The 25130-nt window shown below is 38.1% G+C and carries 21 protein-coding genes, 1 pseudogene and 2 riboswitches; of the genes and pseudogenes, 7 read left to right on the plus strand and 15 right to left on the minus strand.

Going from position 1 to position 25130, the window contains the following annotated elements:
• Window positions 1-26 precede the first annotated feature (26 nt).
• The gene (locus tag AC07YC_RS00455; protein WP_494918072.1) at window positions 27-3125 is read left to right on the plus strand and encodes a stalk domain-containing protein; all 3099 of its coding nucleotides are present in this window, start codon (window positions 27-29) and stop codon (window positions 3123-3125) included.
• A gap of 87 nt (window positions 3126-3212) precedes the next feature.
• On the opposite strand, the gene AC07YC_RS00460 is transcribed toward AC07YC_RS00455, so the two are convergent.
• From AC07YC_RS00460 to AC07YC_RS00480, 5 genes are all read right to left on the minus strand, one after another.
• Window positions 3213-3722, minus strand: a complete 510-nt coding sequence (locus AC07YC_RS00460; protein ID WP_301337913.1) for a QueT transporter family protein — start codon at window positions 3720-3722, stop codon at window positions 3213-3215.
• Between the two features lie 149 nt (window positions 3723-3871).
• On the minus strand, window positions 3872-4627 hold the full coding sequence (locus AC07YC_RS00465; protein WP_494918073.1) for a 3-oxoacyl-ACP reductase: 756 nt from the start codon (window positions 4625-4627) through the stop codon (window positions 3872-3874).
• A gap of 56 nt (window positions 4628-4683) precedes the next feature.
• Window positions 4684-4905: a DUF2829 domain-containing protein gene (locus tag AC07YC_RS00470; RefSeq protein ID WP_043990157.1), complete on the minus strand. Its 222-nt coding sequence runs from the start codon at window positions 4903-4905 to the stop codon at window positions 4684-4686.
• A 70-nt stretch (window positions 4906-4975) separates the two neighbouring features.
• On the minus strand, window positions 4976-5821 hold the full coding sequence (locus AC07YC_RS00475; RefSeq protein WP_494918075.1) for a GNAT family N-acetyltransferase: 846 nt from the start codon (window positions 5819-5821) through the stop codon (window positions 4976-4978).
• 13 nt (window positions 5822-5834) lie between these two features.
• Entirely contained in the window at window positions 5835-6383 is a 549-nt protein-coding gene (locus AC07YC_RS00480; protein ID WP_494918076.1) for a histidine phosphatase family protein, read from the minus strand.
• A 464-nt stretch (window positions 6384-6847) separates the two neighbouring features.
• On the opposite strand from AC07YC_RS00480, the gene AC07YC_RS00485 reads away from it, so the two are divergent.
• Complete coding sequence (locus AC07YC_RS00485) at window positions 6848-8155, plus strand: ATP-binding protein (RefSeq protein ID WP_336634028.1); 1308 nt, start codon at window positions 6848-6850, stop codon at window positions 8153-8155.
• Window positions 8156-8358: 203 nt separating this feature from the next.
• On the opposite strand, the gene AC07YC_RS00490 is transcribed toward AC07YC_RS00485, so the two are convergent.
• From AC07YC_RS00490 to AC07YC_RS00510, 5 genes and pseudogenes are all read right to left on the minus strand, one after another.
• Window positions 8359-9822, minus strand: coding sequence for a spore germination protein (locus AC07YC_RS00490; RefSeq protein ID WP_336634029.1), 1464 nt, complete (start codon window positions 9820-9822; stop codon window positions 8359-8361).
• A 150-nt stretch (window positions 9823-9972) separates the two neighbouring features.
• A complete protein-coding gene (ribH, locus tag AC07YC_RS00495; protein ID WP_008176574.1) occupies window positions 9973-10440 on the minus strand; it encodes a 6,7-dimethyl-8-ribityllumazine synthase in 468 nt (155 codons plus the stop codon).
• 25 nt (window positions 10441-10465) lie between these two features.
• Window positions 10466-11074 (minus strand): annotated as a pseudogene (gene ribB / locus AC07YC_RS00500) (3,4-dihydroxy-2-butanone-4-phosphate synthase); the annotation flags it as partial.
• 28 nt (window positions 11075-11102) lie between these two features.
• The gene (gene ribE, locus AC07YC_RS00505; protein WP_336634031.1) at window positions 11103-11741 is read right to left on the minus strand and encodes a riboflavin synthase; all 639 of its coding nucleotides are present in this window, start codon (window positions 11739-11741) and stop codon (window positions 11103-11105) included.
• Window positions 11742-11755: 14 nt separating this feature from the next.
• Window positions 11756-11935 (minus strand): hypothetical protein, encoded by a 180-nt coding sequence (locus AC07YC_RS00510; protein WP_494918078.1) that lies wholly within the window; start codon window positions 11933-11935, stop codon window positions 11756-11758.
• Window positions 11936-12072: 137 nt separating this feature from the next.
• Window positions 12073-12198: riboswitch (FMN riboswitch) on the minus strand.
• 118 nt (window positions 12199-12316) lie between these two features.
• A riboswitch (FMN riboswitch) is annotated at window positions 12317-12442 on the minus strand.
• Window positions 12443-13159: 717 nt separating this feature from the next.
• Between AC07YC_RS00510 and AC07YC_RS00515 the strand changes: the two genes are divergently transcribed.
• The 3 genes from AC07YC_RS00515 (at window position 13160) to AC07YC_RS00525 (ending at window position 16337) form a co-directional block, all read left to right on the plus strand.
• Window positions 13160-14284, plus strand: coding sequence for a YibE/F family protein (locus AC07YC_RS00515; RefSeq protein ID WP_336634033.1), 1125 nt, complete (start codon window positions 13160-13162; stop codon window positions 14282-14284).
• Complete coding sequence (locus AC07YC_RS00520) at window positions 14281-15048, plus strand: YibE/F family protein (RefSeq protein ID WP_494918080.1); 768 nt, start codon at window positions 14281-14283, stop codon at window positions 15046-15048. The genes AC07YC_RS00515 and AC07YC_RS00520 overlap by 4 nt, the downstream gene beginning before the upstream one ends.
• Before the next feature lie 671 nt (window positions 15049-15719).
• The gene (locus tag AC07YC_RS00525; protein WP_336634035.1) at window positions 15720-16337 is read left to right on the plus strand and encodes an HAD-IA family hydrolase; all 618 of its coding nucleotides are present in this window, start codon (window positions 15720-15722) and stop codon (window positions 16335-16337) included.
• Between the two features lie 43 nt (window positions 16338-16380).
• Here AC07YC_RS00525 and AC07YC_RS00530 read toward each other — a convergent pair whose 3' ends face one another.
• The 3 genes from AC07YC_RS00530 to AC07YC_RS00540 all read right to left on the minus strand — a co-directional run bounded on the left by AC07YC_RS00530 (window position 16381) and on the right by AC07YC_RS00540 (window position 19697).
• Window positions 16381-17205: a methyl-accepting chemotaxis protein gene (locus AC07YC_RS00530; RefSeq protein ID WP_494918081.1), complete on the minus strand. Its 825-nt coding sequence runs from the start codon at window positions 17203-17205 to the stop codon at window positions 16381-16383.
• A gap of 100 nt (window positions 17206-17305) precedes the next feature.
• On the minus strand, window positions 17306-18262 hold the full coding sequence (locus AC07YC_RS00535) for a VanW family protein (protein WP_494918082.1): 957 nt from the start codon (window positions 18260-18262) through the stop codon (window positions 17306-17308).
• A gap of 397 nt (window positions 18263-18659) precedes the next feature.
• Window positions 18660-19697 carry a beta-propeller fold lactonase family protein gene (locus AC07YC_RS00540; RefSeq protein WP_494918083.1) on the minus strand — a complete coding sequence of 346 codons (1038 nt, stop codon included), beginning with the start codon at window positions 19695-19697 and terminating at the stop codon, window positions 18660-18662.
• A gap of 348 nt (window positions 19698-20045) precedes the next feature.
• Between AC07YC_RS00540 and AC07YC_RS00545 the strand changes: the two genes are divergently transcribed.
• On the plus strand, window positions 20046-22538 hold the full coding sequence (locus AC07YC_RS00545; protein WP_494918084.1) for a winged helix-turn-helix domain-containing protein: 2493 nt from the start codon (window positions 20046-20048) through the stop codon (window positions 22536-22538).
• Between the two features lie 178 nt (window positions 22539-22716).
• On the opposite strand, the gene AC07YC_RS00550 is transcribed toward AC07YC_RS00545, so the two are convergent.
• Together AC07YC_RS00550 and AC07YC_RS00555 are read right to left on the minus strand one after the other, a co-directional pair.
• Window positions 22717-23325, minus strand: coding sequence for a CAP domain-containing protein (locus AC07YC_RS00550; protein ID WP_494918085.1), 609 nt, complete (start codon window positions 23323-23325; stop codon window positions 22717-22719).
• A 231-nt stretch (window positions 23326-23556) separates the two neighbouring features.
• The gene (locus AC07YC_RS00555; RefSeq protein ID WP_494918086.1) at window positions 23557-24183 is read right to left on the minus strand and encodes a transmembrane-type terpene cyclase; all 627 of its coding nucleotides are present in this window, start codon (window positions 24181-24183) and stop codon (window positions 23557-23559) included.
• Between the two features lie 168 nt (window positions 24184-24351).
• Here AC07YC_RS00555 and pgeF point away from each other — a divergent pair, with 168 nt between their 5' ends.
• Window positions 24352-25113, plus strand: coding sequence for a peptidoglycan editing factor PgeF (gene pgeF, locus AC07YC_RS00560; RefSeq protein ID WP_494918087.1), 762 nt, complete (start codon window positions 24352-24354; stop codon window positions 25111-25113).
• Window positions 25114-25130: the final 17 nt, after the last annotated feature.

Consider the following 25130-nt stretch of genomic DNA (forward strand, 5'->3'; position numbering starts at 1 on the left):
ATATGGCATGAAGAAGGGTGGAATTTATGAAAAAAATATGGACTTTATTTTTCGCAGCAATGCTTATTGTACCGCTATTGCTGCAACCGGCTACCGCACAAGCGGCAAAAGCCATCACAATTACTGTGGACGGGGTTCAATTGAAGACCGATCAGCCGCCAGCCATGATTCAAGGGCGCGTTATGCTACCACTTAGAGCAATCTTTGAGGCATTGGGTGCCAGTGTAAATTGGGATTCAAGGAGTCAAACGGTAACAGGTTATAAAGGAGATACAACAGTAGTTCTCAAGATGAAATCGAAGGTAGCTACTATTAATGGCCAGTCCGTTACACTTGATGTGCCTGCTCAAATTTTAAGAGGCAGAACAATGGTGCCAGTCCGCTTCGTAAGTGAAGCGCTTGGTCAGGAAGTTGACTGGAACTCAAGAAATCAGACCGTAACGATTATATCTGATGACACACCAAGCAATATTAGTATTTCTCCTGCGAGCAATGTATCGGTTCGCGATGTCAATGATCAGGGAGATGGGCGTGACATGGAGGTTAGCTTTTCCAGATCATCTACAGAATCATACGTCGATCATTATCGGGTAATGGTGGTGAAGGCTTCAAAGAGCTTTAATTTGGCATCTGCCCTGAAAGTCTCCCCTTCTAATTATTCAGTAGTGTCTACATCAGGTTCGAACCGTGCTATTACTTTAACGCAGAATTCAAGAGATGTGGACGGAGATTATATTAGAAATGATCAGCAATATGTGGTTCGTATCCTTGCTGTTGGGAAAGGTTCTTATTCTAGCGTTTTATCGAGTTCTTCTGCAAAAATTACCTTAACCAATTTGTCATCTGTTACAGAGGTAACAAATGTGAAAATGAATGATATAAACGATTTTGGCGATGGACGCGATATCTCCGTTAGCTTCACTCGTCCGCAAAATGATAACAATATTGCCAATTATCGTGTGTTTATCGTAAAAACTAGGGATGCTAACAATTTTAGTCTTACTACTGCGAATAATTTATCAAGCAGCTACTATACAACTGTGAATAAATCGGGCAGTAACGGCAGTATTTTGACAGGAACTTTGTCCTCCACTGCACGTGATACTGCCGGTGATCTCATAAAAAACAACGTACCTTATACAGCGGTCGTTCTATCTGTAAGTAATACGAATTCATTAGGAAATAAGCTGTCAACTGGCTCGTCATCAGTAACACTTAGTCAAAATACAATGTCTTCACCGATTATTACACAAGTGAATGACGTGAATGACTTTGGGGATGGACGAGATTTGAGAGTGAGCTTCAATAAAGTGTCCGATGAATCTACTATCAACGCTTACCGAATTTTTGTAGTAAGAGCTAACAACTATTCGAACTTTACATTGACGAAGGCGAACAGCTTATCTAGCACTTATTACACACAAGTAAATAAAACAGGCTACAATATTACTCAGGTGCTCTCTTCAGGGGCAAGAGATACTGACGGATATCCCATTCAAAATGGAGTTAGCTATCGTGTGTTCGTTATGGCCGTAGCAAATAACTCAGCGAATAATATGCTGTCTTCAGTCTCCAATACGATTACGCTATTTAGTAGCAATGCAGGTGCAGTATCGAATCTTTATGCTAGCGATGTAAGTGATTATGGCAATGGACGTGACCTCTTCGTCTCTTTCAATAAAGCTGTAGACGAGTCAATCATTAGTCACTATCGGATTCTAGTTGTACCAACAGCATATTACAATAGCTTCAGTCTGACGGAAGCAAATAATGTATCCAGCAGCAATTACACGACTGTATACAAATCTGGAAAATCTACGTATGAGCAAACATTATCTGAAAATACTCGGGATGTGCGCGGTAATACGATCAAAGAAGGTACTAGCTACCGTATCTATGTTTTAACTGTCGCGAATGGCATAGGAAGCAATGCACTTTCTGCGCCGACGCCTACAATAACGTTAAATAAGAACTTTAATGTGCAAGCTGTAACCAATCTAAATGTCACAGATATAGACGATAATGGTGATGGCCGTGATGTGCAAGTAACATTTACGAAGCCCTCTAATGAATCAAATGTCAATCATTATCGAATTCTAATCGTACCAACAGCGTATTACAGCAGCTTTAATCTTTCACAAGCCAATAGTAGCAATTATTACGTTACAGAAAGCAAAGGTGGGAATACCGCTACAACTAGAACGTTGGATGGGATTAGGGATGTGCGTGGTAATTATATTACGGAAGGAACTAGCTACCGCGTCTATGTACTGACTGTTTCCAATGGGAATTCTCCAAATACCTATGCCCTATCCTCCGCTTCGCCTGTACTAACACTTAGTAAAAGTAAAGCTGTTCAGGCGGTAAGTAATGTTACTGCAAGCGATATTGGTGATTTTGGAGATGGTCGAGATTTACAAATATCATTCTCGAAGCCTTCTGATGAATCGAATATAGGTAGTTACCGCATTCTTGTCGTACCCGCATCAAAAGCAAATGGCTTTGATGTGAACGCAGCTAGTAAAGTAGCTAATTTTACAGATATAAATAAAGGTCAATCTAGTATGAGTTTGGCAACTGATAGTAAAGATATAGATGGAAGACTTATCACGAATGGTCAAGAGTATCGTGTATATGTATTGTCCGTAGGTAATGGAACTACTAAGGCCATGTATTCCTTATCCTACCCATCTTCTTCTATTACTTTAGTGGATCATTCAGCACCTGTAACGATGGAGAAAGTGCAACTGAATATTCAAGGGGAACAAAATAGATATTCTGATATTACAATTAGCTTTGATGTCAAAAATGGACAAAATGGAACGGAATATAGAGTGTTTATGTTACCTAAAGATACCGCAGATAATTTCAATGTGAATAATGCCATTGACAGTAAGTATAGTACTATTATTCATCAGAATACCCAGTCCACAGTAAGCCAAAATCTCAGCATGGAGTCGGATGCATTTGGTAAACCACTCATAGCATCCACAGAATATGTGGCTAAGGTTTTAGCTGTGGTCAAAGGAAATTATATACTATCAAATACGTCCAATTCAGTGATGCTTCTGGCAAAGCCTGATAATACTAGTGGTGAGGCGTCCAAAGACGCTCAAGTTAACTAATAGGATAAATAGAAGGGACTCCCAATGGTGCTTTATCGACCAATGGGAGTCCCTTCTTACTGTATGAATCATGCTATAATCATTCAATTATTTAGACAAATCTATTTTTTTATTTAATAAGTAAATGGTCAGTCCACCAACAGTCATAGACAATAATTCTCCAATTCCTACTGTGAACCATGTAGCCCAAAAAGGAAGGTCATAAAGAATAGTTAATTGCCCAGCAACCGTAAACATAGATACAGCAAATATCAGGGCTGTCACTACCATTTTTCCAATATCATTAGCGATATGCTTTGTAATACTTCTACAAAGTAATAAGACTAGGAAGGTGGCAATCCCACCAATCGGCACATCTACTATCCATGTGGGTGACATGAAATTTGCTAGTATAACGCCTAACGTCACTGCTACTACATAGCGCTTATTGTACAAGGCCAGATAATTAAACATTTCTGACAAACGTAGTTGGACAGCGCCAAAGCTAATGACTGACAATAAAACCGTTACAGCAACATAGAGAGCTGCAACAAGAGCCATCTTTGTCAGCTCACTTACTGACAGACGGCTGGAATCTTTTACAATCGAAGTATTCAATTTTATTCTCCTTTGTAAAATAGCTAATCGCTATTTTAGTAATAACTACGACCAAAGGAAGAGAGCTTTGCGCCCTATCTGAAGTGCCGTAGTGCAAGCAATTTTGCTTACTTGCGTATTATAGCAGAAGAATAACTGAATGAACAATGCTACTTGGTCAACCAGCCGCCGTCGATTGGCAAGACAGTGCCATGCATATAATCTGCTGCTGAGCTTGCTAAAAATAAGGTTAAATTCGCCACCTCCTGTGGTTGTGCCCAGCGACCAGCTGGCGTTTCCTCTGCCACCCATTTCGCCATTTCCCCGTCACCTTCAAAATCTGCCTGATTCATCGGCGTTTGTATGGCTCCAGGAGCAATTGCATTGGCCCGTATTCCCGCTCTACAGTAATCTAAATCTAGCTGCTTCGTGTAGCCAACAATGGCATGCTTAGAAGCTGTGTAGGCCGCTCCTCCACCACCTGCAACAAGTCCAGCAATCGAAGCCATATTGACAATCGTTCCAGCTCCACGTGCAACCATATGAGACAAGATTCTATTGGTCACAAAAAACGTGCCTTTGACATTCGTGTTCATAATTTTATCCCACAGTGCTTCGTCTGTATCTAGCGTTTTTGCAAAGCCGTCTAAAATGCCTGCTGTATTACATAAAATATCAATTTGTGTAAATGAAGAAATAGCGGCTTCGTACGACTGTTCCACATCTTGTAGGCTACAAACACTTCCTACCATATAGGCAAAATGCTCTGGATATTGCTGCTGCAACTGGACTAACCCTCGTACCTCTATATCAAATCCAAATACATTCGCACCATTTTCTAAAAATGCAAGGGCTTGAGCATATCCAATGCCTGACGCTGCCCCGGTAATGAAAACAGTTTTATTTTTATACTCTTCAAACTTCATACCATGTCTCCTTACAAAAAGAAGCCACCTCAAAATTGAGATGACTTCTCGTATTATTATTCAACGACAATCCAATCTTCTGCTAATAAATCACATACTGTAGGCGTGAACATTGTGTAGCCTTCTCCACGTACATTAATTAAAAAATAAGGATTCAAAGTCTCACCGTCGTGTTGGCTTTGACCAACTAGCTTCACATATAGTTCAGCACCGCCCCAGCCTGCACGAATACTTTTTTCTCCTGCTTTTAAGCGTGGTAATATTTCTTCAAACGTCATGTCCTTCATCCTCTATTCCCATTCATTATCGCATTAGTATACTGGATTTTCGTTAGGTTGACAACTATGGTTAGATTTGCTTTTTCATCTGTACCTGCTCTGTCGTCACCGTTAGTCCATTTGCAACTAAATAGCTCGTTGCTAGGTGGCTTGCTCGGAAATTAACGGCGGTTAGATTCACCTTCTGAGCTGTCACACTGGCTAAGAAGTGCGGTAGTAAATCGACATTATCCTCTTCTAATACTTCCAATTGATACAGAATGACCCTCTCCAACTCACCCTGTTTCCCCCACACTGTTTTATATAACATATAGCCAAGCACATCATTTGTTTCATTATAGAAAACCCTAGCTTCTCCCTGCTTAACGCTATGCCAGCTACATTGCCAAGGAACTGCTTCCTGATAAAACGGCATATGAGGTAATTGCTCGGGGCGAATTATTTCAGTCCGAATAGCTGACGTATTTTCTACCTGCGCCTCATATTCCCCACTTAAAAACTGAAGTTGATCAGTTATAACATAGCCGTATTTTTCATACAAAGCAATCGCTACTGAATTTTCCTTTATTGCTTCCAGTGTGGCAATTTCAACATTTTCTCGTTCATAGATAGCTAGAGTTTCCTCCATTAATAATCGTGAAACGCCTTTTCCACGATAAGTAGGCGAAATACCCGTGCCCCCATTCCAAACTATTTTCTTGCCACCTATGTGACGAAAGCCGTTCATGACAATACCAATGGGTTCATGATCGTCAAAAGCGACAATGGAGTGCTCAACTGACAGCCCCTCCCCAACAAGCCGCTGTAAAAACATCTCTGCCGTCATGTCGATGGGCACAAAATATCCTTCAAAGCCTTTGTTCCACGCCCGTAATACTTCCGCTAATGTACATTGTGAAACTGTTTTAATATTCATCGTTTCCCTCATCTCAAATGGAATCTAATTTTGCTAAATCTGCTAATGTCAGTTTTCCCAAAACTTCATATCCTTGACCTAAGCCTTTAGGTTTTATAATAACCGTGCCCATATTCGAGATGACCCCTAGTCCCACATTTTTCGGAAAACTATGACCAATTATGACTCTATTGGTTCCCTCTGGTGGTTTCATTTCCAGCATAGATTGAAAAGCCAATAAAATTGAATTTTGTTGAACAGTCGAAAGATTTCCACCTAACATAAATATCTCAAACAAAAAAGGGTCTATTTGTACCTGAACATTCGGAAAAGCCAACTGAGCTGTTTCAATCGTTCGACAAAAAGGACTGGCAGTGATAGGCGCAAGGATGGGAATTTGCCAATAACGCAACATTTGGCCATAATATACAGCCTCATGACGGCCTTGTTCGGATAAATTTCTTTGATACTGACAATTTTGAAATAGACCATTTGCTTGATCTACACCCACTGTTGCAGTGCCATGTCTTGCATATAAAATAAGTCCTCCCTCTTTTAATAATTTCAGGAGATCCTTTTCCATTTCTTTCATCCCCTTCATTTTATCACTTTATTCTTTGTAATGTATGACTTACAAATAGAAAAAAGCTCCCTATTTTTTCATGGAAATAAAGGAGCTGTCGATTTCTGCAGGAGTCGCCGCTCCTCATTTCTTTTAACTTTTATATAAAGTACTCTAACTACAACTATTAGTGAAAAGATTATTTAGGACTGGCACCCGCTCATTTTTTATGTGACCTTTGTTTTAGAAACTTTTTGAATTTTCGAGGAGTATAGGAAATGAGACATAAAACGTGCTGTTTCACCTTTTTAGTTTACTTTCTTGTAAAGGATTATTAAACTAGTGTTTACGGTGTGTAATTTTAAAGTCATATTGATTTTGTGTTTTAATTTATGTAGGATAAACAAGCATTGTTTGGTTTACAAACAAAAAATAGAGTTAATTAATATTCTAGAATATTAATAGATGAGGAAGTCCCGAGTAATATGAAAAATCGAAAAATAAAGCTTATATTAATTCTATCCACCATTTTATTATGTTTGTTTACAAGTTTAAACATCATTACATCCTATGTAAAAATTAAAAAGACCGTTGAAGAATCAATTGCTAATCAAAGTCTAGAGGCTGCAAATTCCATTGCTTCTTCCATCGATACAATTGCTTATCAGCAATTTTTGGATAATCCGCAAAAGAATGATTATTATTGGGAAGTAAGAAGTTACTTAAATGATGCAAGGGTAAAGCTAGGTGCATTATTTGTTTATACATTACAGGTGGATAATCCAAAAGTTTCAAAAGCAATGGTGATGGGTCTGCCAAGCGAACTAAAAAAAGGGTTTGAAATAGGTGAGGTTTGTACTGTTCCAGCCAAACAAGTTGAAAAAGCCTATCATGGTGAAACCTATGTCACAGAGGTAATTCATGATTCAGTCCATGGCTCTTATTTATCTGTTGGTGCGCCAATTAAAGATGATACAGGCCAAATAATTGGTTACCTAGGCATTGATATCAGTGCAGATACATTGAATGGTATTAAAGGTAAAGTGATTGAAGATAACCTCTTTATTTTTATTTTCAATGGTGTATTTATTTTAATTGTTGCTGGTTCTTTTTTATTTTTACAAAGATGGTACCAAAAAGAGGTAGCGAAGGAAGTAGGCGCTACTGAAGACACTTATCAAGCAGAGATCAAAACGTTGATTACTTCGGTGTCATCGTTACGTCATGATTTCACGAACCATATCCAAGTTTTACATGGCCTTTTACAATTAGAAAAAACCGATCAAGCAAAACAATATTTAGCATCACTGTCGAAAGAAGTACAGGCGATTAAATCATTAAAATTAAATATTGACCATCCAGGTTTATCCATATTATTACAAACGAAAAAGCTAACAGCACAGAATCATAATATTGATATGGATTTCACCATCTCTCAGGGCGATTTTAATAAAATTAAAACGACCGATTTAATCAAGATTCTATCGAACTTAATTGACAATGCGATTGATGCTGCGAATGAATTGCCTGAGGGGCAACGTAAAATTATGATTTGCTGTCAAGCTGATGAAGGACAATATGAATTTAAAATTACGAATACAGGACCGAATATAGTAGACGCAAACCAAATATTTAAACAAGGATTCTCTACGAAAAAGCATGAAAATGGGAAAATTCGAGGGCAAGGACTATTTATTGTGAAAGAAATCGTCCATAAATATCATGGAGATATTTCGATTGAATCATCGAAGCATCTTGAAACGACTGCCATCGTCCATATTCCTTTCAAATAGCTTCAAAATGTAGAGAGCTTTAGACAAAAACCATTGAGAGATGATGACTCTCAATGGTTTTTGTTATTCTTTCTCTTTCATATACGGAGAAATTCTTAAAAGTGGATTGGAAACAGCTCATCTCTAATAGTGGAATTAATAAAAAAAGACTATAGGCAAACTCAATTTTTTTGAGTTGGCTATAGTCTGATGTTAGGTAACGGTCATACACCCTGATCTTTTTTTGATTTATTATTAGCCGTTCGTGTCCGGTCCTGTGGTTTTAGGAAGGACGGACGGAAACTATAGCCCTTCGGCGATAAACGCAGTAAGGATTTTCTAATATTGCCCTGTTCAAAATCTGCACTAAAATTAATATAGGGCACACCTAGGACACGCATATTTGCTGCATAGATGATTATGAAAAAGACCGAAATAAAAAATCCAAACAGACCGAAAAAGGCTGAAAATAAAATAATTATTAAACGAAAAATACTCATTGCTGTTACAAAGGCTTGATTGACGAGTGTAAATGCAGCAATGCTTGAAATCGCAATGATAACAATCATTGAAGGGCTTGTTACACCAGCTTTAATCGCAGCATCTCCAATAATTAACCCACCAACAACACTGATTGAGCCACTGATGGCACTAGGCAAGCGTAAGTTGGCCTCGCGGAACATTTCAAACATAAATAGCATCATCATGATTTCAAGTATCGTCGGAAACGGTAACCCCGTTCTTGATTCAACCACTGTCGCAAGAAGAAGATAAGGTAGCTGCTCCTGATGATAAGTCGTGACGGCTAACCAAAAACCAGGAAGTAACATACTAATTAGTATCCCCAATATTCGGAGCACCCGTTCCATTGAACTGACAATGACCGGATATTCATTGTCCTCAGCTGTTTTAAAGAGCAACATAATATTGGCGGGAATAATCATGGCATAGGAAACGCCATCGATCATTATTAGTATTCTTCCTCTCATTAATGCTTGAAGAGCAAAATCTGGCCGTCCCGTATAATCATGTCTAGGGAGAACTTTAGCCGTTTGTTCAATTGCCTCCATCAGTAAATCACCATTGACGACAATATCTGTATCAATTTTTTGTAATTGTAATCGGATTTGTTCTAGCATATTTAAATTCACAATGTCTTCCATATATAAAACGGCTACCGTTGTTTTAGAGCGTTGACCGATTTCTAATGTTTCTACACTAAATGAATTCGTAGGTAAACGTTTTCGTAATAAAGCTATATTAATAAATACATCTTCAATAAAATCATCTCTTGGTCCTTTTACAACTAACTCAAGCGTTGTTTCCCCAGGCTCACGATTAGGTCTATTTGAAATATCACTGGAATAAATCAAATGATCTTCCTCAAAATATAATATGACATGGCCTTTGTAGACTCTTGTAATCATATCCTCTTTCTTAGTAACCTTTTGTAAATAGGGCACATGAAGATGCTGTTCAATTAGCTCCTCTAACGTGTCATCAGAACCACAATTAAATAAGGATTGAACACGTTCGACCACAACCGTTTGAAGAAGTTCTTCGTCGATCATCGCATCACAGGTTATCATATGAACTGTATGTTGCTGAAATTTATACTGTTGGAATATTATATCAGCAGAGCGTTGAAATAGTGATTTCAACATTTTCAAATTCATCATTTGTTCCATTGAAATACTTCTCATCTCCTACTGAGCCTGCTCAAATTTAGTACATTTATGAAAACTACGACAAGTAATAAATATACTTAGGCATATTTTTCCCATGGACATAAAAATTATTCAACAAACAAATACTGTGATAACCTATTCAGGGTGCTCTTAGCCAATCATTTTTTGTAGATTAGCCATCTCAATTGCAGAAATCGCGGAATCATAGCCTTTATTACCTGATTTTGTTCCCGCACGCTCAATCGCCTGTTCAATATTTTCTGTTGTAACAATACCGAAAATAACTGGCACATTGGTCGTTAAGGATACATTCGCAATACCTTTTGCCGACTCATTACACACATAGTCATAGTGTGTTGTAGAACCACGAATAACAGTCCCTAAGCCAATAATGGCATCATATTTCTTTGTCTCTGCTAATTGTTTCGCAATAAAAGGCACTTCAAAAGCTCCTGGTACCCATGCAACATCAATGGATGCTTCATCTACACCGTGTCGTTTTAACCCATCCATTGCACCATCTAATAATTTGCTTGTAATAAACTCATTGAATCGACCTACGACTACCGCAATTTTTAAATCCGTCCCAATTAATTGTGCTTCAAATGTTTGACCCATTTTTTTATCTCCCTCGTTATTAGTTTGTTGTCAATGATTGACTACGATAAGCGGCTAACGCCTCAATGGAAATCATTTTTAATTCATGATGTGCTGCATACTTTGTCAATTCATCAAAGCGCATCATGTGACCATCATCTCCCATAATTTCACAAATCACTCCAGCAGGAATACTGTGACAAAGCTTGGCTAAATCAATGCTCGCCTCCGTATGGCCCCTTCTCTCTAAGACACCATTATCCTTTGCGATTAGTGGAAAAATGTGTCCTGGCCGACGAAAATCAGTTTTTTTTGCCTGAGACTCCAACATCTTTTGTATAGTGAATGCCCGCTCAAAGGCACTAATTCCCGTTGTAGTGTCCATATGATCGATACTTACGGTAAACGCTGTTTGATGGTTATCCGTATTATGCTGAACCATTGGGTGCAAATCTAATTGATGTGCTAGCTCCTGCGAAATCGGCGTACAAATTAGCCCTTTTCCATAAGTCGCCATAAAGTTGATCGTTTCCGGAGTAATAAATTCAGCTAGCGCTAGAAGATCCCCCTCATTTTCCCGATCCTCATCATCCACTACGACGATTACTTTCCCTTGCTTTAAATCCTCTATGGCATCTTCAATTGCATGTAGCACTATTTTTTCAGCTCCTCATTATGTGATTTTAAAAACCATGTCGTGCTAAATAATCTCTAGTAATCATTGACTTGCCTTGCCCATTTTTCAATTCGTTTAAAATATATTTACCGACTAAATCTGTTTCAACATTGACGAAAGCGCCCACTTTTTTCATACCTAAAATCGTTTCCTTGGAAGTATGAGGAATCAGTGAAATCGTGACCTGATTCGTTTCAACATGAAAAATTGTTAAGCTTGTGCCGTCAATTGTTATGGAGCCCTTTGGAATACAGAAACGTGTCAGCTCCTCAGACAATTCGATATCAATATAAACCGCGTTGGCCACCGGACGTTTTCGTAAAATCTTCCCAACACCATCGACATGACCCGCAACAAAATGACCTCCAAACCGCCCATTAGCAGGCATTGCGCGCTCCAAATTAACCGTATCCCCGATTGTCAGCTGATGTAAATTTGTAGCTTTGACGGTTTCAGGCATAACATCCATCGTAAGCTCTCGATCCGTAAAATGAGTCACCGTTAAACAAACACCATTGACCGCTATACTATCCCCTAACCCCACATCTTCAGCAACTTTCGATGATTGAACCGTAATTTTCATACTGTTCTTATCGCTTTGCAAGGCTTTAATAGTGCCAATATCCTCCACAATACCCGTAAACATTTCTTCACCTGCTTTCACAATGATCTTACGTAGCTTCTATCCGTGGCTTTTGAGTTTTTATCCACCACTTTGGCCTTGCTATCCACCACTTTTACGTTTCTATCCGTCGCTTTGCCCTTGCTATCCGTCTCTTTGCCCTTGCTATCCATCACTTTTGCTTTTCTATCCGTCACTTTTGCTTTTCTATCCGTCACTTTTACGTTTCTATCCGTCTCCCTTCTTAAAGCTCATATAAAAAGAAAAACCCCTTTGACAAAGGGGTTTTGGGAGTATAAGACATCAATAAATAAGCCTATTTGGATATACATTTTTTCCATAGACTAGTATCTTATTTGTTCTTCTCCCATCCAGACTATCACTGTCGGTTTTGGATTTGCACCAAATCAGCTTGCGCTCACGGACTTTGAATTGCTTCATCACCGCCGATTGGGAATTTCACCCTACCCCGAAGAACATCTTCTATTCAATTGATTGGCTAAATAAAAAAACTTCCCAACATATTTGCGGGAAGGCGTGTCATAAATGCATAATCAAATAGACCTTCTAAATTACATTGAATTTAAAAAGCTCGCACTTATACCCTTCTCCCATCCAGACTGTTACTGTCGGTTTTGGAATTGCACCAAATCAGCTTGCGCTCACGGACTTTGAATAACTTCATCACCGCCGATTGGGAATTTCACCCTACCCCGAAGGATCATTTTATTTAGCTAGTTCTTACGATAACACTATTTAATTATATTATCTATACTTCTGTCTGTAATTTTTTAAAAAGGGGCCACCTCTCGCTAAAGGGGTAGCCCCTACATCTAGCTCTTACTAATTCCATTTAATTGAAGTGTCATTTTTTCAATCTCCTTATTTATTTTATCCATTACTACTAAGCGAATTGCTCAAGAAATAAATGGACATATAAGGTTACACATCACTTTTCACTCCTTTCAAACAAACACAAAAAAGGCGCCGTCATAAAACGGCACCTTCCAAACATCCCTATGAGAAAAAGGGCATGTTAAATTTTATAATTAAACAAAAAAAGCGCAGTTACGAACCGGCGTCTAGCATTCTATACATCCCCTTTAATTGGAGGTCAATCAGTAAGAAATAAAGAAGGCAAAAAGCAACCGGAACCTGCATCGATATGAAATTTGCTTAAAAAAGGGCACACTTCTCCCTTAGCCAGCAAATCCCCATAAAGATTGTAAGATTTCACCTCTACTTCAGTTAAATCGAATTTATAGTAATAAATAATCTACATATTTTTCTAGAATACAAATGTCCTCCCGCTTTTTTATAGCATAAATCCCTTGGAATCTATCATTCCTATCGTTAAACTAGAGAATATATTGGAACTTACTATACTTAAAATCGTTCCTGTACAAGTGACTATTCAGTCCACTAATTTGGAGGTCATTCCATTGCACTATTTAAAAAACATAACGTATAAACAACGTATTTTCTACGCCTTGTTATTACTCGGCTGTGCTCTATCCATTTTTTTCGTTCACCATAATGAACAATTTTATGATCGACCGATTGCTGAAATTCTGAACGTCAAAGTAATAGAATCTGAGCCCATAACAGATATGTATGAGAATGAAGATATGTTGTATACACAGCAAATTAAAGCCGTACTTAAAAATGGGCAGCACAAAGGACAAACGATTGATTTGAAGAATGACTATTCTTCCTCTGGTGCCTTCGATCAAGAATACCATGTTGGCAATGAAATCTTTGTCGCCCTAGATGCACATTCAACACAATCAGAGTTAACGGGCACCATTCTCGATTTGAAACGAGATCAAACAATTATGATGATCGCTTGGATTTTCATCCTTGTGCTACTCATCATCGGTAAGAGACAAGGTTTATTTGCCATTATTAGCTTAGTCGTAAATGCCTGCATTTTAACATTGGCATTAGACCTTTATGTAAAGCATGGCAGCCTCAATTTATTATTCATAAGTGGGGTTTGTGTCCTATTATTTACCGTCATTTCCTTGTTACTGATTAGTGGTTTGAATACGAAAACATATGCAGCCATTATCTCTACACTTTTTGGGACAATGATAGCCCTTTTAATTAGCACTGCTGTAATGTGGCTGACGGGGGAAAATGGTCTACGCTATGAGGAAATGCAATTTTTAACACGTCCCTACCGAACCGTCTTTATGGCTGGTTTATTTATCGGTTCACTTGGGGCTGTTATGGATGTTGCCATTACGATGTCCTCTTCTATTTTCGCTCTATACGAACAGGATTCTCGTATTTCTTTACAAGCTTTAAAAGCATCCGGTCATGAAATTGGCAAAGACATTATGGGTACCATTACAAGCATTTTATTTTTTGCGTATATTTGTGGCTCCATACCAATGGTCATACTCTATTTGAAAAATTCTTCAACATTAGGACTAACACTATCTTTAAATCTTTCATTAGAGCTAGCACGTGCACTTGCAGGGGGCATTGGAGTGGTCCTCACCATACCAATCAGTCAATACACCGCTATTTTTTTCATTAATCGAAAGAGGGTGAAAGAATGAATGTTATCGTTGTATTGGCAGGCATTTTATGTTTCTTAATGGTGGTAGTCGGAGGAAAGCAAGGCTTACGCTCATTTCTATCTTTATTTTTAAATTTCGGCGTGCTTTTTGTGACTATTTTTCTTATGACAAACCCTAAAAACAGCCCTATTGTCCTGACGTTAATTGCATGCACTGTTATCAGTTGCATTAGTTTGTTTTATATTAATAAAACGAATAGTAAAACCATTACAGCATTTATTTCTACAATGGTGACGATCGTTGTTTTATTACTTTTTATTACGTTGATAACGAAAAAAACGATGATTCAAGGCTTTGGCGAAGAATCAACGGAGGAGATAAGTATTTTTTCTCTCTATATTGGGGTAAATTTCGTGCAGATAGGTGCATCGGTCATTATTATGAGTACGATTGGCGCCATTATGGATGTTGCCATTTCCATCGCGACTTCGATGTATGAAATTTTTAATCGTAATCCTTCGATTAGTAGAAAGTCTCTATTTACCTCTGGATTAAATATTGGAAGAGACATTTTAGGAACCGATACAAATACTTTATTTTTTGCTTTCTTTGGTGGCTATTTAAGTTTATTAATATGGTTTAAGGATCTTTCTTATTCGATTGGGGAAATCGTCAATTCCAAAGTCTTTAGCGCAGAAATGATGACGATTTTTTGCGCAGGCATCGGCATTGCCCTCATTATTCCTATCGCTTCCTCCATCAATGCTTATTATTTAGTGAAAACTCGAGAAAAAATAGAATAACACTCACATATATACCAGGCCTATCACCTTAGCGTGATAGGTGCTGGAAATACGTATCGCTCCCCTATTAATTTCGGTCCAATTATTATTATTTCATAGCTTTCAGCCCAATAATGTCATCCTGACTGGCATGAATGATACAAGCTATTACCCCTTTAGTATCAGAGATATAGCTAAAAATTCCAAATTCGAAACAGCAAAATGATGTAAAGAAATCAGTTATAAATTGACGCACACGTTACAGCCATAAAAAAAAACAAAAAATATACCTTCTAACTATAGTCAGAACCTGACTTGATCGTTAATTAGTCAAAACTTTCACCTTAAAGACTCTTCATTTTAATTCGTCTCACTAACAGCGGAATAGTAGAACATCAAAATTTCAGATTTGAAATTGTACAACACACAAAATACGGCTTGTAAATTGAATAGGGCTAAAATGAAGCCCAGTTATTTCGTTATTTAGCGTATTAGGTGTCTTAGTTGATTTTTGTGTGCATGATTTCCGTTGCAAACGCCGCATTTTCTGATAATATTTACCATATGATGTTTACAGACCTTTTATTTTGATTGTTGTTCCCTATTTCATGACCCAATCAATTGCCCATTCCATGTAACATTTTTTTGCATAAAACGTCAATACAACTAGATGATAAAGGAGAAAGTTTGCCATGAAGCATATAATTTTTGATTTTGATGGAACGCTTGCAGATTCGACCGCCGTGTTTGCATCAGCATGGAATACGTTAGCACAAAAATATAAATTTAAAGGAATTGAATTGAAGGAAATTGATACCTTAAAAAAATTATCGATTTCAGAACGTAGTAAATTATTTGACTTCCCAATGTATAAATTACCTATGATTTTACCACAATTTTACAAATTATATCGCCAATCATTAAACGATGTTCATCTTTTTGAAGGGATGAAGGAAGTTTTGCTCGAAATTGATAAAAGAGGGTATAAGATTTTAATTATCTCTTCCAATTCGAAGGACAATATTGTAGAGTTTCTCAAAATGAATGGCATTCACTGTGTTACAGATGTCCTTTGCTCCAATCGTATTTTTGGCAAGGATAAAGTTATGAAGAAGTTTTTAAAAGAATCGAATGTTTCAGCAACTGAAGTGATATATATAGGGGATGAACAAAGGGATATTGTAGCATGTAAAAAAGCTGGAGTACCTATTATTTGGGTGGAATGGGGCTATGATGCCATTGAAGTTATACAAAATGAAGAACCAGAATATAAGGTAGCAACACCTGAGGAAATTTTAGAGATTATTTAATAGAAGGATAATAGCCCTTTACTGGCTATTATCCTTTCTATGTTTAACTTTTGATTTCGCTTATGTGCATGAGCTTTTCAGCTGTCTGATTTACCCCTTTATACGCATCACTTAATTCATGCATACTCGTCGCAAATTGCTGGGTAAAGGCAGCCACTTGATTTGCGGAAGCATTCACCTGATCAATCGATTGCTTAATGCTTTCTAATTGTTTCGTTATACTATTCGCACTTTCTGTACTGCTTTGGGACATTTTTTGTATTTCAGATGCAACAACTGCAAAACCACGACCATGCTCCCCTGAACGTGCCGCCTCAATCGATGCATTCAAGCCAAGAATTTTAGATTTCATCGCTAAGTCCTTTACTAATTGAACAATTACATTAATTTGTTCAATATCACCTGCCATTGATTCGGAGAAATTTGATAGTGCCCCTAAACGATTGGAAACATCTATACTGGCTGTAGCTAATCCTTCATTCGTGGCAGTCATTTCTTCAACCGCACTCGAAAGATCCGTCGCCAATAGACGCATATGATCCATTTTTTCATTAGAAATGATGGCACTTACTACGCCTATAATTTGACCTCCGTCAAAAATTGGATGCGCCGAGGCGATATACGCCATACCAAACCCCTCTGCTCCTCGTTCCTCTTTAACGAATTGACCTGAACTCAACGCGATTTCCGTTGCTGTTCCTCGATATTTATGTACAGGCTCACCTACACCTACCTTCAAGTCAACATGCTTCCCCGGTTGATAGGCAAGTACTTTTTCAGTGTCTGCCACTATGACACAAGCATCTTCTGGGTATGTTGCCTGATATAAATCCATCGTCTCTATGACGGCCAGTAGTTTTGGATGCATTGTCTGTCCCCCTCCCCAAATGTTTACTAACTATTCCATTTTAACTATATCATGACACTTATAAAAAGACACCAACGTCCTATGGTGTCTCTTTGCAGCATTAACCCTTTGTCAATATTTCTACATATTTTTCAGCAGTTCGTATGTCGATCGTCAAAAAATCCTTTCCATAGGTAGTTTGAATTAAAAATGGAACATCACTAGTGTTCTGAAACCTAAAATCCAAGCTTCCATAGGCAACCGTCGCATCCCTTCCTTTTGGCACATATCCAATATCCAGAGAATGATGGTGACGTTCTATATACTTGACTTGTAGCTGATCCACTGCATTAAAGAGGGTCGAGGAAGTTTGACAAATCCCCCCACCAATCCCCATTACCACTTTCTTATTAATAATTTCTGGTGCAGGCTGATAACCATTTGCCTCATCTCGAGGTCCAACCATCGTATTAAATGAAAAATGGTCCCCACTACCCACGATAACATTATTAATGGCCTCGGCAGAAAGCTCAATATTTTTATTTCTTCCCAAATCAGCGCTATTAAAATACGTCGTATAGGATGCTACAACGACCTCCTCTAAATAAGGAATGTCCTCAAATGAATATCCACTTTGCGTCAAATAAAGCGGTATCTCCACTTGACCACCAGTCGCAGAGGCTTCCAGAATTCTCTGTACTAATTCACTTTCCTTTAAAATCATTTGCGGTCTTCCCTTGATTACTCTTCCTTCTTCATCCAATCGATCAAGCATCATTCGCTGGTCATAGCCTTCCATTTCATCCGTCCCTCTTGCTAATTCCTTTGCTAACTGCTCAATATGCTGCTGATAGGCTTGCAAATTTGTCTCATAGCCACTATCCTTTGGTGAAATGGTTTTAATAATCTCCTTTGTTTTCGGATTTACTATCTCTACAAAAGCCTGCCCATTTTGAGGAACTTGCTCATAGGTAACTGGCTTTTTCATTTCTTCGACTGGCTGTTTTAATGGTTGATTTTCTTGCTCTAGATTTTGGTCGTTGTTCAAATTTCTTTGACACCCTACTAGTCCCACCATACATAAAACACAAAATGCAGAAACTAACTTCCTTTTCAACATATACACCTACCTCTATGGTCATACTACAGAGACATCTTATTCATCTATTGCTTATAGTGTGTGGTTTTTGTAGATATTTATTTGTTGGTCTGACAAAATGAAACTTCCTTATCTGCTTACTATGGAAGATCACAGTGAATAAGGTTGGCTTTTTATTATGTAAAGCTGGGATAGCTTGGCATCAAGACATGTTAAAACAAACAACCGCTACCCCAATATGATGTTCAACAATTATTTTGTGATTATTTTTTCTATCTCTTTTTAACACCCAATTTGGTTCAAACGAACGCGCCGCCAAAGAAACCTTTGAGCTACCAGAACATTGGTGGATGAAATTAACCGCCTTTTTTACAGGCTATAGACAAATTACCCCTGTATCTATACCAGTCGGTCCATTAAACCCAGGGATTACATCCACTACCATATTGGTTGCTAAATCAATGACAGACACCGTATTTTCCGTTTGATTGGTAACATATGCAAAAGTGCCATTCGGCAAGATCGTTACTTGGTCAGGTGAAGTTCCAACAGGGATTGTGTCTATTACCATATTTGTCGCTGTACTGATGACAGATACGGTATCACTACCTTTGTTGACGATATATAAAAGTGTTCCATCAGGTGTAATGGCTGACCCTACAGGCCCTGTTCCTACAGGTATTGTACCAACTACTGTATTGGTTGCAACATTAATGATCGATACATTATTGCTATTTTCATTGGTAACATAAGCAAATTGTCCATTTAATGTGAAGATAATTGATCTTGGGCGGATGCCAACAAGAATAGTAGCAACCACCAGATTGGTCGCTGTATTTATAACAGATACACTCCCTGAATTTTCGTTTGCCACGTAAGCAAACGCACTATTCGGCGTAAAGGCAATACCTTGAGGTTGAAGCCCTACTGGAATAGTAGCCGTGACAGTATTTGTCGCTGTATCTATGACAGATACAGAGTTAGCGCCTAATCCGTGATTGGAGACATAGGCAAGGGCACCATTTGGTGAAATCGCTACACCAAGAGGCTCACTTCCTACTGGAATCGTAGTGACTACCATATTTGTCGCTGTATCAAAAACTGTGACATTATCGGAGAAGAGTGCTGGCACATAACCAAACGCACCATTTGGTGTGATTGCTACTTCTAGTGGAGCTGTTCCTACTGGAATGGAAGCAACTATCGTATTGGTTGCTGTATCGATCACTGATACTCTGTTATCAGGAGTTGCTACCTGTCCAGCGTCTGTTACATAGACAAGATAGTGACAAGTCGGTGGTACTGGTAAAAATGGATGCTTACAACGACAAGGGCAACAAAAACCGCAGCAATGACAATGACAACCTGGATTTGATTTAAACTTGATCCTAAAAATTTTTTGTTCTTTTCCCACACTGAACAACCTCCCAGACATATATGGCTACTATATGCCCACAAAATTGGGTTTCTTGTATATTCACCTATTTGAACCTGTGTGAAATGTGTAGATTAGTTGTTTACATGAGTTGCACAGATTTTTAGTTTTATTGCGTTAGGGCAATAGGCTATATACCTATTGAAATGGATCATGAAAAAGAGGAAGAACGATGGACTCAGTTTTGATTGTCCACTACCATTACATTTAGACACCAAAAAATAAATGAAAGATGGAAATGATAGGACTATTAACATACGAAAAATTGATAATAGTTTAGTACAATGAAAATTGTGGAACTTTTCTGAACTAAAGGAGGAAGTTAAGATGCCTCAAACATTATTATCTTCTAAAATCACAATGCCACATCATTCACCCACTTTAATAGAAAGAACTCAATTATTCGATTTATTCGATCAACATATACATGTTAAATTAACGATTTTACGAGCGCCAGCGGGTTATGGAAAAACCAGTATACTAACTAGCTGGTTGAAAAATAAAAAAGAAACCACTGCATGGGTTTCCCTAGATGCTGCTGATAATGATCCGATACGTTACTGGACATATATTTCACACGCTATTGCTAGGTCTTTTAACAGTGAAATAAATCAGATTCTTGCACCGCTCCTCAACTCGCAGGACCCTGCAACACTTGAATTTTTTATCTATTCTCTGTTAGAAGAAATGAATGCCATTCAACAGCCCATCTCGATTGTACTAGATGATTATCATGTCATAGAAAATCCAGTGATACATCAACTCATGACACAATTCGTAGAATATTTACCTAGTCATGTACATATCTATATGTCCTCGCGTTCCGTCCCTTCACTACCAATAGCGAAGTGGCGAGTGAAACAATGGATACATGAAATCCATTCGGGACATTTACGCTTTACGTTACAGGAGGTGAAGCGATTTTTTTCCTGCAAACATTTACCTACGCTCAACCACCAACAGCTGCAAGCTATTTTAGATAAAACTGAAGGCTGGGTAGCCGGATTATTGTTAACCAGCTTTGCGTATGACCCTGATATAGAAGCTTTGGAAGAAGCCGCACAGCCCTTTATTTCAGAATTTTTATGGCAAGAAATTATTCATAATCTACCATCTGAAACACAACAATTTTTGCTGCGTACTTCTTTATTGCAGGAGCTGGACCCTGCTATTTGTGATCAATTGACCAAACAGACAAATAGTCTTAAACAATTGGAACATTTAGAAGCAAAAGGACTTTTCACTATTCGGCTGCAATCCAAACAGCCTATTTTCCGTTACCATCATTTATTAGCAGAAGCATTGCAAATGGAATTAACAAGACAATTTTCGAAGCAGGACATACGTAATCTTGTTCTGGAAACATCTCAATTCATTTATGACCAAGGGGATTATATTTCAGCTATTGAATTAGCCCTTAAACATGGACAATATGACCTTGCGACGCTCTGGATGACCGATCATCTTGTTCAGCTTTTTTTATCAGGTCAAACAGCGACGTTTATGCGGTGGTTGCGTCAGCTTCGTCGTAACCAATATAAAGTCACCTATGAAATACTCGTCATTGGCTTTTTGACATCGATTTCAACCACGGAAGTTGAAGTAGCGTCATCTCTGATGGAGGAACTTGAATTGCGACAGCTGACTGACCAATGGATGGAGCAAGAGGAGCATGCGGCCATGACCTATATTTATGAGAGTGCAAAGGCTTTTGCTATCGTTGCCGCTGGTGGTGATTTACAGTTAGTGGAACAAATAATGAGAAAACAGCTCGCCAAAGGACATATCCCTTCTAGATGGGATCATGTGCCTATTCCCTATAATAGTTTTGAATATAAGCTTTTACGAACAAGCATTGGCTCAAAAGGAAAACTTCAAACAATGGAACAAGGAGCCGTCATAAGCGAGCTTTTTCGAGAAACGTCTTTACAAACAGCCAATGTAACTGCTTTTAGCTATGGTGTTGCCGCCGAATCGTTGTATGAACGCAACCTAATACCGTTTACCCATAAAGAAATCGAAATGGCACTTAAGCTTGGCCATCAATTACAAGATCCTGGATTATATATCCCGATGTATTTCCTGAAAGCAAAAATCTATATCCAGCAAAATCAAATAAGTTCAGCTGTTGCTATGCTGACCCAGCTATTAGAGGATGTGACAGAAAAGCATTGGCGAACTTCTATACAAATTATGCAAGCCTACTGTCATATTATTGCAGGCGATAGTTATCAGGCTGAGTTGATCTTACAGTCTACCCAATCAAAGCAACCATTCTGGCTCTTAGTACACGCCCGTTTACTGTTATTGAAGCAAAAGCCGAGCGAAGCCTTAACGAGATTGATTCAGATAAAAATGAAGGGCCAGCAGGAAGAGCAAATTGCTACAATTATTGAAGCCACAATTCTTGAAGCTATTTGTCAATACCATCTAAGTCACCAAGAACTTGCCTTAGAAACTTTACACGAGGCTTTCGAACTCGCAGCACCCTTGTATTATGTTCGATCCTTTTTAGATGAAAAGGATTTGGAGCCACTATTAGAAATTTATTTCGAACAGCTACATCAAAGATGGGAATCCATACCAACAGTTTATTTTAGTTATCTGAAAGAAGGGACAGCATTTCCTGCAAAAACTCCATCAATGCTGACACAACGGGAGAAGGATATTTATGATTTGCTAGTAGATGGTATAACTAATCGTGAAATCGCTAAGCGTTTGCATTTATCAGAAGGCACTGTTCGTGTTTATTTATCTACAATTTATAGTAAGCTAGGGGTCAACTCCCGTGCTAAGGCGATTGCCCTCAAAAAACATTAAAGCTCCTAAAAGGCATCGGTGACTGACACTGATGCCTTTTGCTATAAAGATTCATTTATTTATATTTGTACAAAATAATTATATACGTCCTTAGAATATCCAATGAAATTATAAACCCTAGTAAAAAACCCCCGTAAAAATTAGATGGGTGTCTAACGTTTACGGGGCAATTCTTCTTTTATTTTTGTATAAACATTTGCGTCCAGTAGTTGCCATCTGCTACATAGCCTATACCGATATGTGTATAGGTTTTGTTGAGAATATTCGCACGGTGGCCTTCGCTGTTCATCCAAGCTGTAACGACTTCTTGTGCAGAGCGTTGACCTTTGGCAATATTTTCACCGGCTGATCGATATGAAATACCGAAATTTTTCATCATCGTAAATGGCGTTCCATACGTTGGACTTGTATGGTCAAAGTATTTTTTATCATGCATATCTTGAGATTTGTATTTGGCTACTCTTGATAACTCCCAGTCGTCTTGTAATGCTGAGAGTCCTGCTTTGGCGCGTTCCGCATTCACCAGTTTAATGACCTCTTGTTCAACGCTTGCTTGTTCCTTTACAGGGACATTTATTTTTTGTCCAGGATTAATTTGATTTGGATTGGCAAGCTGTGGATTTGCATCAATTAGTTCTTGTACGCCTGTTTCTGTTTTCAATGCAATTTTCCAAAGAGTGTCACCAGATGAGACTGTATAGGATTCAGCCGCCATTGCCCCCACTGGTACTATTAATGAAGCCGCAATAACTGAAGCAAGTGCCGCTTTTTTTACTTTTTTCAACATGTCTATCATCCTTCCTGTTTGCTCTCCTATTATCGTAAATAGTTTTTGAGCAATAATCATCACAAAATATTTGGAAGGATTTTTACAAATACATGACAGACAAACAACAAAAATTTACGAATCCCAATTTAACACCATTTATCATGATGCACCTTGTCATCAAGTTGCAATCTAATTGTCATTTACAAACATTACCAACTAAATAAACCTTCCCTATTTACTGCAGAAACCCTACTTCGCTACTAATTTCCTCTTCATTTGGAAAATTAATAGAATATAGAGACAGTCATAAAAAAGGGTAGCCATAGAAATAATGGTAATGAACGGCGTACGAAAATAAAGATAAAAGCCAACTGCAGCAAACAATGTTCCAATCATCTTACAGACAGCAATGCCCATGGATTGACCATCTAAATTCCCTCTTCGCAATAATAAACCGATAAATAATCCTGACATCATGAGGTTTTGCAAAAACGCTGCGTACTTCCCTTCAAAATCCTGAAATTGATGAATCATCCCTAAAATCATGAACATGCTGAAAATTAAAGTGACCAAAAAAGAGGCATATAATAATTTTTTAGAGAGGATTCTCCGATATTCTGGTGGTGCAAAGCGTAAAAACTGCATCAGTATTACGACATCTAATATGAGCCAAGTGAGCGTAATCAATCGTTGAAGGTCATTTTGTGGGTAAAGGAAGGTAAAGGTAAATTCCCATGCAATATTGGCACAAATAGCAACCATAGGCATGCCGTATTTTTTATCCTTCCACCCTTTGTAAATAACTAATAGATATGTAATGATCCAGAAGAGGCCCATGCCTATTTGGCATATTAATAAAATATCTAGTTGAGCCATTTTTTACTCTCTCCCTCCACATATGATTCCCCATACTATATGTGAAGAAATCTATTCATTATGTCTAAAAGTTTGCTAGTAGGGTAAGGGAAAGGAGTAACAATTATTCAAGGGAATGGAACCTATACATTCTTAGTGGAATCCTATATAGTAAAGCGGGGTGATTGAATGAAATCAAAAATATATGTAGATAATGATCAATTTATCGCAGGCACTACCTTAAAGGATACGATGGAATTAGAGCATAATAATATGGCGTTGCATGTTTGTGATCATATCCATGATGTCATTGACAATCGTCAACAATTAGCAACAGCATTGAACTGCGACCTACAAGATTTTATTTGTACGGAACAAACGCACAGTGCCAACTTCCATCGAGTGACCTTAGCCGATAAAGGACGTGGCGCCGAGCAAATGGATACGGCTGTGAAAAACACAGATGCTCTTTATACAGCTGAGCCTAATTTATTATTATGTAGTTTTACGGCAGATTGCGTTCCTGTGATTTTTTATAATGTGGTCAATGGTTTAGTGGGCGTCATTCATTCAGGTTGGCAGGGCACTATTAAAGAAATTACTCCTAAACTGTTTCAGCATCTGTTGGAAGAAGAACAATGTCGACCAGAGGATTTTCACGTTCAAATTGGTATGGCATTAAGCCAGCAAAAATTCGAGGTAGATGCTGATGTTTATGAGAAGTTCCGCAGCCTTGGTTATGCAGAGGAATTTATGTATTTGAATGCCGAGACGAATAAATACCATATTGATAATCAAAAAACGGTGAAAAAACAATGTGAGCTTGCTGGTATTCCATCTGAGCAAATCCAAATTGATGCCACTTGTACATTCCTTAGCCCTGATGGCTTCTCCTATCGTCAGGACAAACAGGCAGGCAGACATTTAAGCTTTATCATGCGAAAATCTTAAAGGAACAAAAAGGACAA

It is taken from the genome of Lysinibacillus sp. GW247-5R2A, assembly GCF_059424475.1.